Annotated in this window: 13 protein-coding genes and 2 tRNA genes; 3 read left to right on the forward strand and 12 right to left on the reverse strand. The window is 66.4% G+C overall.

Annotated features, from left to right (window positions below; translation table 11 throughout):
• Window positions 1-909: 909 nt before the first annotated feature.
• From mobA to clpX, 4 genes are all read right to left on the reverse strand, one after another.
• On the reverse strand, window positions 910-1,527 hold the full coding sequence (mobA, locus tag JWP83_RS14990) for a molybdenum cofactor guanylyltransferase (protein WP_297731219.1): 618 nt from the start codon (window positions 1,525-1,527) through the stop codon (window positions 910-912).
• A 1-nt stretch (window position 1,528) separates the two neighbouring features.
• On the reverse strand, window positions 1,529-2,638 hold the full coding sequence (locus tag JWP83_RS14995) for a 2-oxoacid:ferredoxin oxidoreductase subunit beta (protein ID WP_297731222.1): 1,110 nt from the start codon (window positions 2,636-2,638) through the stop codon (window positions 1,529-1,531).
• On the reverse strand, window positions 2,635-4,599 hold the full coding sequence (locus JWP83_RS15000) for a 2-oxoacid:acceptor oxidoreductase subunit alpha (RefSeq protein WP_297731273.1): 1,965 nt from the start codon (window positions 4,597-4,599) through the stop codon (window positions 2,635-2,637). Before JWP83_RS15000 ends, JWP83_RS14995 begins: the two co-directional genes overlap by 4 nt.
• A 343-nt stretch (window positions 4,600-4,942) precedes the next feature.
• The gene (gene clpX / locus JWP83_RS15005) at window positions 4,943-6,223 is read right to left on the reverse strand and encodes an ATP-dependent Clp protease ATP-binding subunit ClpX (protein ID WP_297731224.1); all 1,281 of its coding nucleotides are present in this window, start codon (window positions 6,221-6,223) and stop codon (window positions 4,943-4,945) included.
• A gap of 253 nt (window positions 6,224-6,476) precedes the next feature.
• On the opposite strand from clpX, the gene mmuM reads away from it, so the two are divergent.
• Entirely contained in the window at window positions 6,477-7,394 is a 918-nt protein-coding gene (gene mmuM / locus JWP83_RS15010) for a homocysteine S-methyltransferase (protein ID WP_297731227.1), read from the forward strand.
• A gap of 19 nt (window positions 7,395-7,413) precedes the next feature.
• Here the strand turns inward: mmuM and clpP2 are convergent, their stop codons facing one another.
• The 4 genes from clpP2 to JWP83_RS15030 all read right to left on the reverse strand — a co-directional run bounded on the left by clpP2 (window position 7,414) and on the right by JWP83_RS15030 (window position 10,352).
• On the reverse strand, window positions 7,414-8,058 hold the full coding sequence (gene clpP2 / locus JWP83_RS15015; protein WP_297731229.1) for an ATP-dependent CLP protease proteolytic subunit ClpP2: 645 nt from the start codon (window positions 8,056-8,058) through the stop codon (window positions 7,414-7,416).
• Window positions 8,055-8,663 carry an ATP-dependent CLP protease proteolytic subunit ClpP1 gene (clpP1, locus tag JWP83_RS15020; protein WP_297731233.1) on the reverse strand — a complete coding sequence of 203 codons (609 nt, stop codon included), beginning with the start codon at window positions 8,661-8,663 and terminating at the stop codon, window positions 8,055-8,057. The genes clpP2 and clpP1 overlap by 4 nt, the downstream gene beginning before the upstream one ends.
• Before the next feature lie 118 nt (window positions 8,664-8,781).
• Complete coding sequence (gene tig / locus JWP83_RS15025; protein WP_297731235.1) at window positions 8,782-10,209, reverse strand: trigger factor; 1,428 nt, start codon at window positions 10,207-10,209, stop codon at window positions 8,782-8,784.
• A gap of 66 nt (window positions 10,210-10,275) precedes the next feature.
• Window positions 10,276-10,352: transfer RNA gene (locus JWP83_RS15030), tRNA-Ala, on the reverse strand.
• A gap of 156 nt (window positions 10,353-10,508) precedes the next feature.
• On the opposite strand from JWP83_RS15030, the gene JWP83_RS15035 reads away from it, so the two are divergent.
• Window positions 10,509-10,579 (forward strand) — tRNA-Gly (locus JWP83_RS15035).
• A 31-nt stretch (window positions 10,580-10,610) separates the two neighbouring features.
• Window positions 10,611-11,804 carry a serine hydrolase domain-containing protein gene (locus tag JWP83_RS15040; RefSeq protein WP_297731236.1) on the forward strand — a complete coding sequence of 398 codons (1,194 nt, stop codon included), beginning with the start codon at window positions 10,611-10,613 and terminating at the stop codon, window positions 11,802-11,804.
• A gap of 52 nt (window positions 11,805-11,856) precedes the next feature.
• Here JWP83_RS15040 and JWP83_RS15045 read toward each other — a convergent pair whose 3' ends face one another.
• From JWP83_RS15045 to JWP83_RS15060, 4 genes are all read right to left on the reverse strand, one after another.
• A complete protein-coding gene (locus tag JWP83_RS15045) occupies window positions 11,857-12,141 on the reverse strand; it encodes a hypothetical protein (protein ID WP_297731238.1) in 285 nt (94 codons plus the stop codon).
• A gap of 132 nt (window positions 12,142-12,273) precedes the next feature.
• The gene (locus tag JWP83_RS15050) at window positions 12,274-13,080 is read right to left on the reverse strand and encodes a DNA-formamidopyrimidine glycosylase family protein (RefSeq protein WP_297731240.1); all 807 of its coding nucleotides are present in this window, start codon (window positions 13,078-13,080) and stop codon (window positions 12,274-12,276) included.
• A gap of 2 nt (window positions 13,081-13,082) precedes the next feature.
• Window positions 13,083-13,562, reverse strand: coding sequence for a ribose-5-phosphate isomerase (locus JWP83_RS15055; RefSeq protein ID WP_297731242.1), 480 nt, complete (start codon window positions 13,560-13,562; stop codon window positions 13,083-13,085).
• A gap of 114 nt (window positions 13,563-13,676) precedes the next feature.
• On the reverse strand, window positions 13,677-14,300 hold the full coding sequence (locus JWP83_RS15060) for an Rv2466c family mycothiol-dependent reductase (RefSeq protein WP_297731244.1): 624 nt from the start codon (window positions 14,298-14,300) through the stop codon (window positions 13,677-13,679).
• Window positions 14,301-14,421: the final 121 nt, after the last annotated feature.

A 14,421-nucleotide genomic window follows, 5' to 3' on the forward strand; every position in this document is an offset into this window, starting at 1 on the left:
TTCTGGCACGACAGCGGCGGGCGCTCGATCTGCCCGGCGGGGTACTACCCCGGGCTGCGGCGCATTCACGCCGTCCGCAGCCCCGCTCACACGCGGGTCCGTGGATTCAATTTTCGATTACTTTTCCGTTAACCCGTTTCGGGCTACCAGGGACCGTACGAAACCCGGCCGCATTCGTCACCTTCGGAAAATGGATATCTCGGTCGGGTAACGGGCCGATCACGCCACCATCGCGGAATCATTTCTGCAGGTCAATCGCGCCTTTTCGGGCGGTGCGCATCCGTGGGGATGGCAACCAAATCGTGAGCCGAATCACGCTATTTTTGTGAGCTGGCACACGTGTTTGCGGTGCCGAGACTCGGTGCGCGCCGCCGTATCTATCCAGACCCTGCAACGGCGAACCGGCGCATGGTACAACCAGATACGCGCGATCGCCCTCCGACAAGCCGAAGCAAACGAGCCGGCCAGCATTGCTTCTAAAGCTATTGGGCACCAATGACTTTCGCCCTGTAGTCGGCCGATCCGACTCCGTCCATGCCCAATCAGCAACCGCTCCAATCCCTTCCGGATACCGGTCCGTGTTCGGCCGGCAACGACGGCCGGGGCACCGCCATTTGCGGGCGCCAATTTGCCGGGCTGCCCACGAATTTCTGGGGCGACGGCACGCATGATTCACCGCGTCGGCGACCGAAAGCCGCTCGGCTCCAAGGCAATTCGATGCACGATGGGGCAACGAGGCCGTCGCTGTTGTCCAGATAACGAAGGACGGGGGATAAGGAATGGCCGGCGCTAATTGAATTTGCGCAAAAGAATGGCCAGATCATCGTAAAGTCTGCGATTTAGAACTTTTTACAGCGGAGTTTATAAAGCGGCCTTTCGGCGCCAATTCACACGGGTAACCGTGTGTTGTCAGGCGCGCGCCTGCGCGACCGCGCGCAGTTCGGCGTCGGTGTTGACGTTCGTCAGTGGACGCGAATCCGGCAGCACGATCTGCTGGGCGTCGGAGGCGTCGATCAAGGCGCTCATTCTGCGCTCGCCGGCGGCGACCAGCGCGTCGATCCGCTCGGCCAGATCGGTGCGGTAGACCGCGGCCAGGTAGTGGCTGCGCCCGTCCCACGGCAACACCACCTCGGCGTTGGTCTCGGTGGCGAGGCGGACCAGGTCGTCGATCAGTTCGGCGGTGAGCAACGGCATGTCGACGGCGCAGACGAACGCGAACCGGGCGCCGGCATCCGCGGCCGCGCGCAGTCCGCGTCCCGTCGCCGGCAGCGGTCCCATTCCCCGCACGTCGTCGCGCACGACGCGAGCCCGCACCGACGGCAACGGCTGCCCCGGGGCGGCCATCACGAAAACCGGCTCGCAGCGCTGCGCGACGACGCCGACGACATACTCGGCGAGCGTGGCCGCTCCGCCGGGCCCGGGCACGGTGGCCTTGTCGCGGCCCATGCGCCGCGACTCGCCTCCAGCGAGTACTACCCCTGCCAGCAACCCGGCCTTTTCCACTGTGTCGGGCACCTGGTCGGCCACGTCAGTCGACGGTCCAGGTGTCACGCCCGCGCAGCAGCGATTGCAGCGCGGCGGAGTCGAACGGCTTCGATGACTGGGCGGCGCGGACCTGAGAGCGTGCGGCGTCGTCGTAGGTGGGCCGGCTGATGTTGCGGAAGATGCCCAGCACGGTGTGGTCGAGGTTCTGGTCCGAAAGGCGGGACAACGCAAACGCGTAGGCCGGGTCGTCGGCGTGCGCGTCGTGCACGACGATCTCGTCGACACGCACGTCGGCGGTCTTGGCCGCCTCCAGGCTGAAGCCCGACTTCACGACGCAGTATTCGCCGTTGGCGCCGAACACAATCGGCTCGCCGTGGTGAACGTTGATCACCCGCTCTTCGGCGCCCTCCTTGCGCAGCGCGTCGAAGGAGCCGTCGTTGAAAATCGGGCAGTCCTGCAGGATTTCGACGACCGCAGCGCCCCGGTGCTCGGCGGCGGCGCGCAGCACCTCGGTCAGCCCGTTGCGGTCGGAGTCGAGCGCGCGACCGACGAAGGTCGCCTCGGCGCCCAGCGCCAGCGACACCGGGTTGAACGGCTGATCGAGCGACCCCATCGGGGTCGACTTGGTGACCTTGCCGACCTCCGATGTCGGCGAGTACTGGCCCTTGGTCAGGCCGTAGATCCGGTTGTTGAACAGCAGGATGGTGATGTTGACGTTGCGGCGCAGCGCGTGAATCAGGTGGTTGCCACCGATCGACAACGCGTCGCCGTCGCCGGTGACCACCCACACCGAGAGGTCCTCGCGGGCCAGCGCCAGACCGGTCGCGATGGCCGGCGCCCGGCCGTGGATCGAGTGGAAGCCGTAGGTCTCGAGGTAGTAAGGGAACCGGCTCGAGCAGCCGATGCCGCTGATGAAGACGATGTTCTCGCGGCGCAGGCCGAGGTCGGGCAGGAAGTTGCGGATTGTGTTGAGGATGACGTAGTCACCGCAACCCGGGCACCAACGCACCTCCTGGTCGCTGGTGAAGTCCTTGGCCTTCTGCGGCTGGTCCGTGGTGGGGACCCCGTCGTTTTTGGTCAGCCGTTCGTTTTTGTTCGACCCAGGGGTTACGCCGAGGTCTGTGCCCGCCAGATTGCCGATCACGTCGGTCATTCGCTAGCTCCCGCTCCAACCGTTGCTGCCGCCATTCTGGCGACCATCTTCTTGTCTTGCTCGATTTCGGCCAAGGTGCCGCCCAGTGCGGCGCGGATGATGCGCCCTATCTCGTCGACAAGGAACGCGACACCCTGAACCTTGGTGACGGATTGCACGTCGACCAGAAACTTGCCCCGCAACACCAGCGCCAGTTGGCCGAGGTTCATCTCCGGGCACACCACCATCGGGTAGCGCCGCAGCACGTCGCCGAGGTTCGCCGGGAAGGGGCTGAGATGGCGCAGGTGGGCGTGGGCGACCTTGATGCCCTTGCGCCGCGCCCGGCGGCAGGCTTCGCCGATCGGCCCGTACGAGCTGCCCCAGCCGAGCAGCAGCAGCTCGGCCTCGCCGCTCGGATCGTCGACCTCCAGGTCGGGCACGGCGATGCCGTCGATCTTGGCCTGGCGAATTCGGACCATGAGGTCGTGATTGACCGGCTCATAGGAGATGTTGCCGGAGCCGTTCGCCGCTTCCAGGCCACCGATGCGGTGCTCGAGACCGGGGGTGCCCGGAACGGCGAATTGCCGGGCCAGCGTTTCCGGGTCGCGGTTATACGGCTGGAAGGGCTCGTCGGGTTTGGCGAAGGTGTGCGTGATCGGCTGCAGCGAGCCGACGTCCGGGACGCGCCACGGCTCCGAGCCGTTGGCGATGGCGCCGTCGGACAACACGATCACCGGGGTGTGGTACGACACCGCGATACGCACCGCCTCGATGGCGATCTCGAAGCAGTCGGACGGCGAACGCGGCGCCACCACCGCCACCGGGGACTCCCCGTTGCGGCCGTACAGCGCCTGCAGCAGGTCGGCCTGCTCGGTCTTGGTGGGCAGCCCCGTCGACGGCCCACCCCGCTGAACGTCGATGACCAGCAGCGGCAGCTCGGTCATCACGCCCAGGCCCAGCGCTTCGGACTTGAGCGAAATCCCCGGCCCGGACGTGCTGGTGACGCCGAGGGCACCGCCGTAGGAGGCGCCGATCGCCGCGCAGATGCCGCCGATCTCGTCCTCGGCCTGGAAGGTGATCACGTTGAAGTTCTTGTGCTTGGACAGCTCGTGCAAGATGTCCGAGGCCGGCGTGATCGGGTAACTGCCGAGCACGACCGGGATCCCGGCGAGCCGGCCGGCCGTGACGATGCCATAGGCCAGGGCGGTGTTGCCCGAGATCTGGCGGTATTCGCCCGACGGCAGGGACGCCCGCGAGACCTCGTAGGTGGTGCCGAACGCCTCGGTGGTTTCGCCGTAGTTCCAGCCCGCCTTGAGCGCGAGCACGTTGGCCTCCGCGATCTCGGGCTTGCGGGCGAACTTCTCCCGGATGAACCGCTCGCTGGTCTCGATCGGCCGCCCGTACATCCACGACAGCAGGCCAAGCGCGAACATGTTTTTCGCGCGCTGGCCGTCCTTCTTCGACGCGCCGATCGCCTCGACGGCCCCGAGCGTCAGCGTCGTCATCGCGACCGAGTGCACGACGTAGTCGGCCAGTTCGTCGGACTCCAGCGGGTTCGTTACGTAGCCCACTTTCGTCAGGTTGCGCTTGGTGAACTCGTCGGAATTCGCGATGACCATTCCGCCGCGCGGGAGGTCGCCGATGTTGGCCTTGAGCGCCGCCGGATTCATGGCGACGAGGACATCGGGGCGGTCGCCGGCGGTCAAGATGTCGTAATCGGCGATTTGGATCTGAAAGGACGAAACCCCGGGCAATGTGCCTGCGGGGGCACGGATCTCGGCGGGATAGTTCGGCTGGGTCGCCAGGTCGTTTCCGAAAAGCGCTGCCTCGGTTGTGAACCGGTCGCCGGTCAGCTGCATGCCGTCGCCGGAGTCCCCGGCGAATCGAATGACAACTTGTTCTAGACGCTGACGGCCCGACGACCCATTCCGAGAGGAGCCATTGGGAGAATCAGACCCGGCCCCGCTGCCGTTGGGATCCACGTATCCGCCTTCCATTCGCTATCCGGATAGGCACGCCGCTGGAGCATTAGGTTACGCGCCGATGGGGCGGCTCCCGGGCCCTCGAGCTTGTGTGTCACTGCTAGTACCAATTATGGCACTCCTTGTAGGCAAGCATGCGCGTCTCGAGACCATTACATGCAGCGAATTTACGGCTGAAAGCCGAAGTCAGCGCGACGTGGGGGTGCGCACCGATCAAAACTGTGGTATTGGTCACGTCCCCGCCCCGTCGGAGCGCGGATTGATGTCGGTGCACACGCGCCAGTCGCTGCTGAACCACGGCCCCAGCCACTCAAAGCTTCAGGCGGCCGGAATTAGCGAAGCGTTAGGCGCTCTTGTCGCGGCGTTCGCTGCGCGACGGCTTGCGCGGCACAATCGTCGGCAAGACGTTGTCCTGCACGGTCTCCTTGGTCACCACGACCTTGGCGACGTCGTCGCGGCTCGGGATGTCATACATCACCGGCAGCAGGACCTCTTCCATGATGGCCCGCAGGCCACGGGCGCCGGTGCCGCGGTGGATCGCCTGGTCGGCGATGGCTTCCAGCGCGTCGTCGGTGAACTCCAGCTCAACGCCGTCCATTTCGAACAGCCGGGTGTACTGCTTGACCAGCGCGTTCTTCGGCTCGGAGAGGATCTTGACCAACGATTCCATGTCCAGGTTGGTGACGGAAGCGATCACCGGGAGCCGCCCGATGAACTCGGGGATCAGGCCGAACTTGATCAGATCCTCCGGCATCACGTCGGCGAACTGGTCGGTGGTGTCGATCTCGGCCTTGGAGTGAACCTCGGCGCCAAAGCCCAGCCCCCGCTTGCCGACGCGCTCGTAGATGATCTTCTCCAGACCGGCGAACGCACCCGCGACGATGAACAACACGGTGGTGGTGTCGATCTGGATGAACTCCTGATGCGGATGCTTGCGGCCGCCCTGCGGCGGAACCGACGCCTGGGTGCCCTCCAGGATTTTGAGCAGCGCCTGCTGGACGCCCTCGCCGGAGACGTCGCGGGTGATCGACGGGTTCTCGCTCTTGCGGGCGATCTTGTCCACCTCGTCGATGTAGATGATGCCGGTCTCGGCGCGCTTGACGTCGTAGTCGGCGGCCTGGATGAGTTTGAGCAAGATGTTCTCGACATCCTCACCGACATAACCGGCTTCGGTCAGCGCGGTGGCGTCGGCGATGGCGAACGGCACGTTGAGCATCTTCGCCAGCGTCTGGGCCAGGTAGGTCTTGCCGCAGCCGGTGGGCCCGAGCATCAAGATGTTGGATTTGGTCAGCTCCACCGGCTCGTACCGGGAGTCACGACCCTTCTCGCCCGCCTGGATCCGCTTGTAGTGGTTGTAAACCGCGACCGCCAGGGTGCGCTTGGCGGTGTCCTGCCCGATGACGTATCCCTCCAGGAATTCCCGGATCTCGGCGGGCTTGGGCAGCTCGTCGAGCTTGACGTCGTCGGCGTCGGCGAGCTCCTCTTCGATGATCTCGTTACAGAGATCTATGCACTCATCGCAGATGTACACACCGGGGCCGGCAATGAGTTTCTTGACCTGCTTTTGGCTCTTCCCGCAGAACGAGCACTTCAGCAGGTCACCGCCGTCTCCGATGCGCGCCATGGTGCTGAGGGCCTACTTCCTTTTCGCCGTTCGTCTTGCTATGCCGCACGTATTCCCCGACGCTACCCGCTTGCTCGGGCCGCACGCGACCGTTACCGCCGAATCGCGTCGTTGGTATTCATGTCTATATGTCTGCATGAAACATATAGGCAGACGCGCCACTCACTCGCCGAGACGCGCAATCAGTGCTTTGGCGTGTCGCGGTCGTTACCCGATCGAGTCCAGTGGGCTGCCACAACCCTACAGTTACTAGGTGGGATCGGCTTTCGGGTTTGGGGGGCCCAGCGAATCGGTGCTGATCAGCGATGGCGGCCTGGCCACCGAGCTGGAGGCGCGCGGACATGACCTTTCGGACCCGCTGTGGTCGGCCAAGCTGCTGGCCGACGCCCCGCAGGAGATCGTCGGCGTGCACGCCGCGTTCTTCCGCGCCGGCGCCGCGATCGCGACGACGGCCAGCTATCAGGCATCGTTCGAGGGCTTTGCGGCCCACGGGATCGACCGGCGCGAAGCCGCCCGCCTGCTGCGCCGCAGCGTCGAGCTGGCGAAGGCTGCGCGCGACGAAGCCGGCGCGGGCGGGCTGATCGTCGCCGCCTCCGTCGGCCCCTACGGGGCGGCGCTGGCCGACGGCTCCGAATATCGCGGGCGCTACGGCCTGTCCGTCTCCGCACTGACGCGATGGCATCGGCCCCGGCTGGAGATCCTGGCCGCCGCCGGCGCGGACGTGCTGGCGTGCGAGACCGTGCCCGATGTCGACGAGGCCGAGGCGCTGGTCGATCTGGTGCGCTCGGCCGGCGTGCCGGCGTGGCTCAGCTACACCATCGACGGGACGAACACCCGCGCCGGGCAACCGCTGGCCGAGGCGTTCGCGGTGGCGGCCGGGGTCCCGGAGATCGTGGCGGTCGGCGTCAACTGCTGCGCGCCCGACGACGTGCTGCCCGCGATCCGGCTGGCGAATATCGGCAAGCCGGTGATCGTCTACCCGAACAGCGGTGAGCGGTGGAACGGGCGCGCGTGGGTGGGTCCGTCGCGGTTCTCTGGACAGCTCGCGACGCAGTGGGTGGCGGCGGGCGCCCGCATCGTCGGCGGATGCTGCCGGGTGCGGCCGCCCGACATCGCGGCCGTCCACCGAGCGTGTACTCAGCGCGAAAATTCAGCCGGGAATTCGCACTGAGTGCACGTTGGGCGAGGCGTTACGCCGTCTGCGCGGAAAGCTTCCGGTACTCCAGGACCGTGTCGATGATCCCGTAGTCCTTGGCATCTTCGGCGGTCAGGATCTTGTCCCGGTCGGTGTCCTTGCGGATGATCGACGCGTCCTTACCGGTGTGGTGGGCCAGTGTGGTCTCCATCAGCGTGCGCATCCGCTCGATCTCGGCGGCCTGGATCTCCAGATCGGAGAACTGACCCTGGATCACCCCGGACAGCGACGGCTGGTGGATTAGCACCCGCGCGTTAGGCAGCGCCATGCGCTTGCCCGGAGTCCCCGCGGCCAGCAGGACGGCCGCCGCCGAGGCGGCCTGGCCCAGGCACACGGTCTGGATGTCCGCGCGCACGTACTGCATGGTGTCGTAAATCGCCATCAGCGAGGTGAATCCCCCACCGGGCGAGTTGATGTACATCGTGATGTCGCGGTCGGGATCCAGCGACTCCAGTACCAGCAGCTGGGCCATGATGTCGTTCGCCGACGCGTCGTCCACCTGGACGCCGAGGAAGATGATGCGTTCCTCGAACAGCTTGTTGTAGGGGTTCGATTCCTTGACGCCGAAGCTGGAGTGCTCGATGAACGACGGCAGGATGTAGCGCGCCTGGGGCTGGATCTGGGGGTTTTCAGTACTCACTGGGCTTCTCCATTTGTGATGTGAGCGGCGCGGGTGATGATGTGGTCGACGAAACCGTATTCGAGGGCTTCCGGGGCGGTGAACCAGCGGTCGCGGTCGGAATCGGCTTCGATGCGCTCGATCGGCTGGCCGGTGAATTCCGCGTTGAGCCGGAACATCTCCTTCTTGATGACGGCGAACTGCTCGGCCTGGATCGCGATGTCGGCCGCGCTGCCGGTGACCCCGCCGAGCGGCTGGTGCATCAGGATGCGCGCGTGCGGCAGCGCGTAACGCTTGCCCTGGGTTCCGGCCGCCAACAGGAACTCGCCCATTGAGGCGGCCATGCCCATCGCGTAGGTGGCGATGTCGCACGGGGCCAGGACCATGGTGTCGTAGATGGCCATCCCGGCGCTGATCGATCCCCCGGGTGAATTGATGTAGAGCGAAATGTCCTTGGTGGCGTCCTCGGCGGCGAGCAACAGGATCTGCGCGCACAGCCGATTGGCGATTTCGTCGCTCACCTCCGAACCCAGGAAGATGATGCGCTCGGAGAGCAAGCGCTCATAGACCGAGTCCGTGAGGTTGAGACCCTGCGAGTTCGAACGCATGTCAGTCACTGGGTTCACCGTGGGATACCTGCTTTCCTCGAGTTCTTCTCTGCTCCGACCCTAGCCAACCAAGCCCGCTGTGTGCCGGTCGCGCACCCCCTGAAACGGGCTCGTTCGCTCACAGCGTCATTGCGGGTCACTTCGCCTCGTCGTCGGCCTCATCGGTTTCGTCGGAGTCTTCGTCCGCCTGGTTCTCCTCAACCTCGTCGGCCTCCACAGCCTCGTCGGCCTCATCGGGTTGGCCTCGCCTGCCGAAGAACTCGCTCGCGTCGATGGTGTTGCCGTCGGTGTCGGTGACCGTGGCCGCCTCCACCACGGCCGCGATGGTCAGCCCGCGGCGCACGTCGGCGAACATGGCCGGCAGCTGGTTGTTCTCCTGCAGATAGCCGAACAGCTGCTGCGGCTCGATGCCGTACTGCCGAGACGTCATCACCAGTCGCTCGGTCAGGTCTTCCTGGCCGACCTGGATTTCCAGTTCGTCGGCCAGCGCATCCAACAACAGCTGCCTTTTGACGTCCGTCTCGGCGGCATTGCGCGCGTCGACCTCGAACTGCTGGCGCGACTTGCCCTGCTCGCGCAGCACCTCCGCGAATTTGACCTCGTCATGGTCGAGGCTGTGCAGCGCGTTGTGCACGGCGCCATCGACCTGGGCCTGAACGACGGCCTCCGGCAGCGGCACGTCGACCTGCTCGAGAAGCGCGTCGATCGCGGCGTCGCGGATCTGCTCTGCCTGCTGGGTGCGCTTGGCCCGACCCACCTGGTCGCGAAGGTTGGAGCGCAACTCGTCGATGGTGTCGAACTCGCTGGCCAATTGGGCGAACTCGTCGTCGGGCTCGGGCAGGTCGCGTTCCTTGACCGACCTGACGGTCACGGTGACCTGCGCGTCTTTCCCGGCGTGCTCGCCGGTCGCCAACTGGGCGGTGAATTCCTTCGACTCATCGACGGACAGGCCGACCAGCGCGTCGTCCAGGCCCGCGATGAGCCGGCCCGAGCCGACCTCGTGGGACAGGCCCTCCGCGGCCGCATTCGGCACCTCCTCGCCGTCGACGGTGGCCGACAGGTCGATCGAGACGAAGTCACCGTCGGCCACCGGCCGGTCCACCCCTTTCAGGGTGCCGAACCGGGCGCGCAACGACTCCAGTTCCGCGTCGATGTCGTCGTCACTGACCTCGATCGGGTCCACCGCGACTTGCAGCGAGCCCAGGTCCGGAAGGGTGAGCTTGGGGCGGACGTCGACCTCGGCGGTGAACGCCAGCTCCTGGCCGTACTCCTTCTTGGTGACCTCGATGTCGGGCTGGCCGAGCGGGTGGACTTCCGACTCTGCGACCGCCTGTCCATAGCGGGTGGGCAGCGCCTCGTTGACGACCTGGTCGAGCATCGCCTCCCGGCCGAAACGGGCCTCGAGCAGCTTGGCCGGCGCCTTGCCGGGCCGGAAGCCGGGCAGCCGGACCTGCTTGGCCAGCTCTTTGTAAGCCCGTTGGAAATCGGGCTCGAGTTCGGTGAACGGCACCTCCACGTTGATCCGCACCCGGGTGGGGCTCAACTGCTCGACGCTGCTCTTCACGGGTGTGCTCCTCGGTGGTCGTTCCAGGCGGTCGGTGGCGGTGTGCCGCGGCTAGGCTGGTTGCGCTGGTCGGGGTGACAGGATTTGAACCTGCGGCCTTCCGCTCGCAAAGCGGATGCGCTACCAAGCTGCGCTACACCCCGCGCTGACCTCGCGATCCTACGGCCCTTCAACGCCAGGTTGGCCATCGGCTTCGCGGGGGACCTTCAAGACCGCTGGGACCTCACGGGGCGATCACAAACCCGTTTCGATTAGATTTGATGTTCGCCGCCAGATACAGTCTCGCTCGACTAAAACTTGCGGGCGTAGCTCAATGGTAGAGCCCTAGTCTTCCAAACTAGCTACGCGGGTTCGATTCCCGTCGCCCGCTCGGGTTGGCAGTCGCTCGACAGAAAGGCGCCATGGGGGACGTCGAGATATACGGCTCGTGCGTGGCGGAAATCGACGGAGTACGCGCAGAGTTCGTACGCAATTTCGCGTCGCGCAACGAGGTCGGCGCGGCGGTCGCGGTCTGGGTCGACGGGGACCTCGTCGTCAACCTGTGGGGTGGCTGGGCCGACGCCGCCCGCACCAGGCCCTGGCAACAAAACACCCTGACGACGGTCCTGTCGGGCACCAAGGGGCTGACGGCCACCTGCATCCACCAACTGGCCGACCGGGGTGAGCTGGACTTGCAGGCGCCGGTGGCCCGCTACTGGCCCGACTTCGGGCAGGCGGGCAAGCAGAACATCACCCTTGCGATGGTGATGAGCCATCGATCCGGCGTCATCGGACCGCGCACTCGGATGAGCTGGGAAAAGGTCGCCGACTGGGACTTTGTTTGTGAGCAACTTGCCGCCTCGGAACCGTGGTGGGAGCCCGGCACCGCCCAGGGCTACCACATGACGACCTTCGGCTTCATCCTCGGCGAGGTGTTTCGCCGGGTGACCGGTCGCACGATCGGTCAATACCTGCGCACCGAGATCGCCGAACCGCTCGGCGCCGACATCCACATCGGCCTGTCCCCGGCCGAGCAACGCCGCTGCGCCGAGCGAGTGAACAAGCCGCACGCGCGAGACTTGCTGGCCGACGTGCAAGCCCCCGGCTACCCGACCAGCCTGACCGAGCACCCGAAAGCGGCGCTGTCGATCTCGATGGGTTTCGCCCCCGACGACGAACTCGGCTCCCACGATCTGCAGCTGTGGCGCCAGCTCGAGTTCCCCGGCACGAACGGCCAGGTGTCGGCACTGGGACTGGCGACGTTCTACAACGCGCTCGCGCAGGAGAAGCTGCTGAGCCGTGAGCACATGGAACGGGTCCGGGTGTCGCAGGGCGGCTTTGACACCGATCTGGTGCTGGGCCCGCGCGTCGCCGACCACGGGTGGGGGCTGGGCTACATGCTCAACCAGCGTTGCGTCAACGGACCCAACCCCCGGATCTTCGGCCACGGCGGCCTCGGTGGCTCGTTCGGGTTTGTCGACCTCGAGCACCGAATCGGCTACGCGTATGTGGCGAATCGTTTCGACGCCACCAAGGCCCATGCCGACCCCCGCAGCCTCGCACTCAGCAACGAGGTCTACGCCGCGCTGGGCGTCATCGAGCGCGCTCGAACGTAAACCGCACCCCGCCGAACGGTCGTCGGCAGGGCGCGGTCATTCGGTTAACGGGTCAGCGATGGTCCCATCCGGGGCCGCCCGGACCGCCGGGGCCGCCCGGACCCCCTGGGCCGCGGAACGGCTCGGGATGCGGGTTGGGGCCCGGTCCGCGCCAGTTGTCGTGGCAACGCCCGCCGTCCCAGTTGTCGCCCCAGCCGGGGTCCCAGAAGTCCCCGGGGCACCACTGCGGGAAGGGCCCCGGGTGCGCTTGCGCCTCGGACGCGACGCCCAGCCCCGCCAGGCCCAGACCGACGATTATCGCGAAAATTGTTGCAACTAAACGTGGAATTATCTTCACGGTCGCTACCAATACCCGACCGCAGCCGCGCCCAAACAGTAGACGCCAGCGTTTCTTGCTTAGGATTTCCTGCGAGCCGGCGCACCCCGCGCGGACCTGCGCGTTCGCGGGTCTGCGCCGCTGTGAGCTCCGTCACTTCTGGCAGGTCGGGCACCAGAACACGTTTCGGCCCTCCAGCACTTGCGTGCGAATCGGTCCACCGCACACCCGGCACGCCTCCCCCGCGCGCCGGTACACGTAGGTGCGTGGCCGCCCGGGCCGGTACGACGGCGGACCGTGGTCGTGTTCGGGCAGCACCACGATGATCTTGCCGCGGCGCAAACCGACTTTCATCAGCGCCACCAGGTCGGTCCACGCCCCGTCGAACTCCGCCTGGCCAATCCCGCGGCCGGGCCGGAACGGATCGATGCGGTGGCGGAACAGCAACTCGTTGCGGTAGACGTTGCCCACGCCGGCGATGACGGTCTGGTCCATCAACAGCGCGCCAATGGGCCTGCGCGACTTGGTAATTCGAGCCCACGGCCACGACGGGTCGGCGTCGCTGCGCAAGGGGTCGGGGCCGAGCTTGGCCACCACGTCGCTGACCTGACCTTCGTCGATGACCTCGCACACCGTCGGACCGCGCAGATCGGTGCCGTAGTCGGCCCCGACCATCCGCATCCGCACCTGTCCGACCGGTTCGGGGAGCGGCGCACCGCCGGGCCGCTCCCACTCGGTGAAGGCGCCGTACAGCCCCAGGTGCACGTGCACGATCGGGCCGCCGTCGTAGTGGTGAAAAAGGTGCTTGCCCCAGGCGCTGGTCCGCCGCAACACCCTGCCGTCCACGACGGCCGCGGGGCCCGCGAATCGGCCCTGCGGGCTGGACACCGCGACCGCTGCGCCGCAGTATCGGCGCTGGTGCAGCCGGGCCAGCCGGTGCAGGGTGTGCCCTTCGGGCACGCTCAGACCGCCGCGCCGGGCACCGGCGGCGCTTGGTGGGTGCGTTCGTATTCCGTGAGGATGTCGATACGCCGTTGGTGGCGTTCGGCTTTCGACCACGGCGTAGTCAGGAAGGCTTCCACCATCGCCAGCGCCTCGGCCACGGTGTGCATGCGGCTGCCGATGCCGATCAACTGCGCGTTGTTGTGTTCGCGGGCCAGGGTCGCGGTCTCGACGCTCCACGCCAGCGCGCAGCGGACTCCCGGCACCTTGTTGGCGGCGATCTGCTCACCGTTGCCCGACCCGCCGAGCACGATGCCCAGGCTCTCGGGGTCGGCAACCGTGCGCGTTGCGGCCGCGATGCAAAACGCCGGATAGTCGTCCTCGGCGTCGTAGCTGAACGCGCCGCAATCGATCGGCTCGTGCCCGGATTCCTTGAGGTGCTCGATGATCTGCTGCTTGAGCTCGTATCCGGCGTGGTCGGAACCCAGGTAGACGCGCATGCCCGACATCTTTACAGCCGAGCGCCGTCTGGAGCTAGTCGGCGATCGCAAGCGCGGCGGAGCCGGCGCTGGGGGTACCTCCCGCTTGCGGGGGACGGGTCGCCGCCCAACCAACTAGTCGAACTGCGGCGGCTCTGTGCGGGACCGCTTGAGTTCGAAGAAGTGTGGGTAGGAGGCGAAGGTCACCGAGGCGTCCCAGAGCTTGCCCGCTTCCTCGCCACGCGGGATCTTCGAGAGCACCGGCCCGAAGAACGCCACACCGTTGACGTGGATGGTCGGCGTGCCGACGTCGTCGCCGACGGCGTCCATGCCCGCGTGGTGGCTCTTGCGCAGGGCGTCGTCGTAGGCCTCGCTGTGGGCGGCCTCGGCGAGCTCCGCCGGCAGGCCGGCGTCGGCCAGCGACAGCTTGATGACCTCGTCGAGGTCCTTGTTGTCCTCGTTGTGGATCCGGGTTCCCATCGCGGTGTACAGCGGGTCCAGGACTTTGGCACCGTGGGCTTGCTCGGCGGCGATCGCCACCCGCACCGGCCCCCATGCATGCTTCATCATTTCGCGGTATTTGTCGGGCAGGCCTTCGCGGTTTTCGTTGAGGATCGCGAGGCTCATGACGTGGAACTGCACCTCGATGTCGCGGACCTTCTCCACCTCGAGGATCCAGCGCGACGTGATCCAGCACCACGGACACAGCGGGTCGAACCAGAAATCGGCTTGGTTTTTCACGGGGGCCTTCTCGGACATAGCGCGGTCCTCTCCTGGCGAGTCAAATACGTTCAGCACACCGTTCAGCACAACCGTAGTCGCCGGGCGCCTGTTCCCGGTCCGTCGCTCCGGTTACCGGGCGTTCACCAACACGTTTAGG

It is taken from the genome of Mycobacterium sp., assembly GCF_025965855.1.
In the GTDB taxonomy this organism is placed as follows: Bacteria; Actinomycetota; Actinomycetes; order Mycobacteriales; family Mycobacteriaceae; genus Mycobacterium.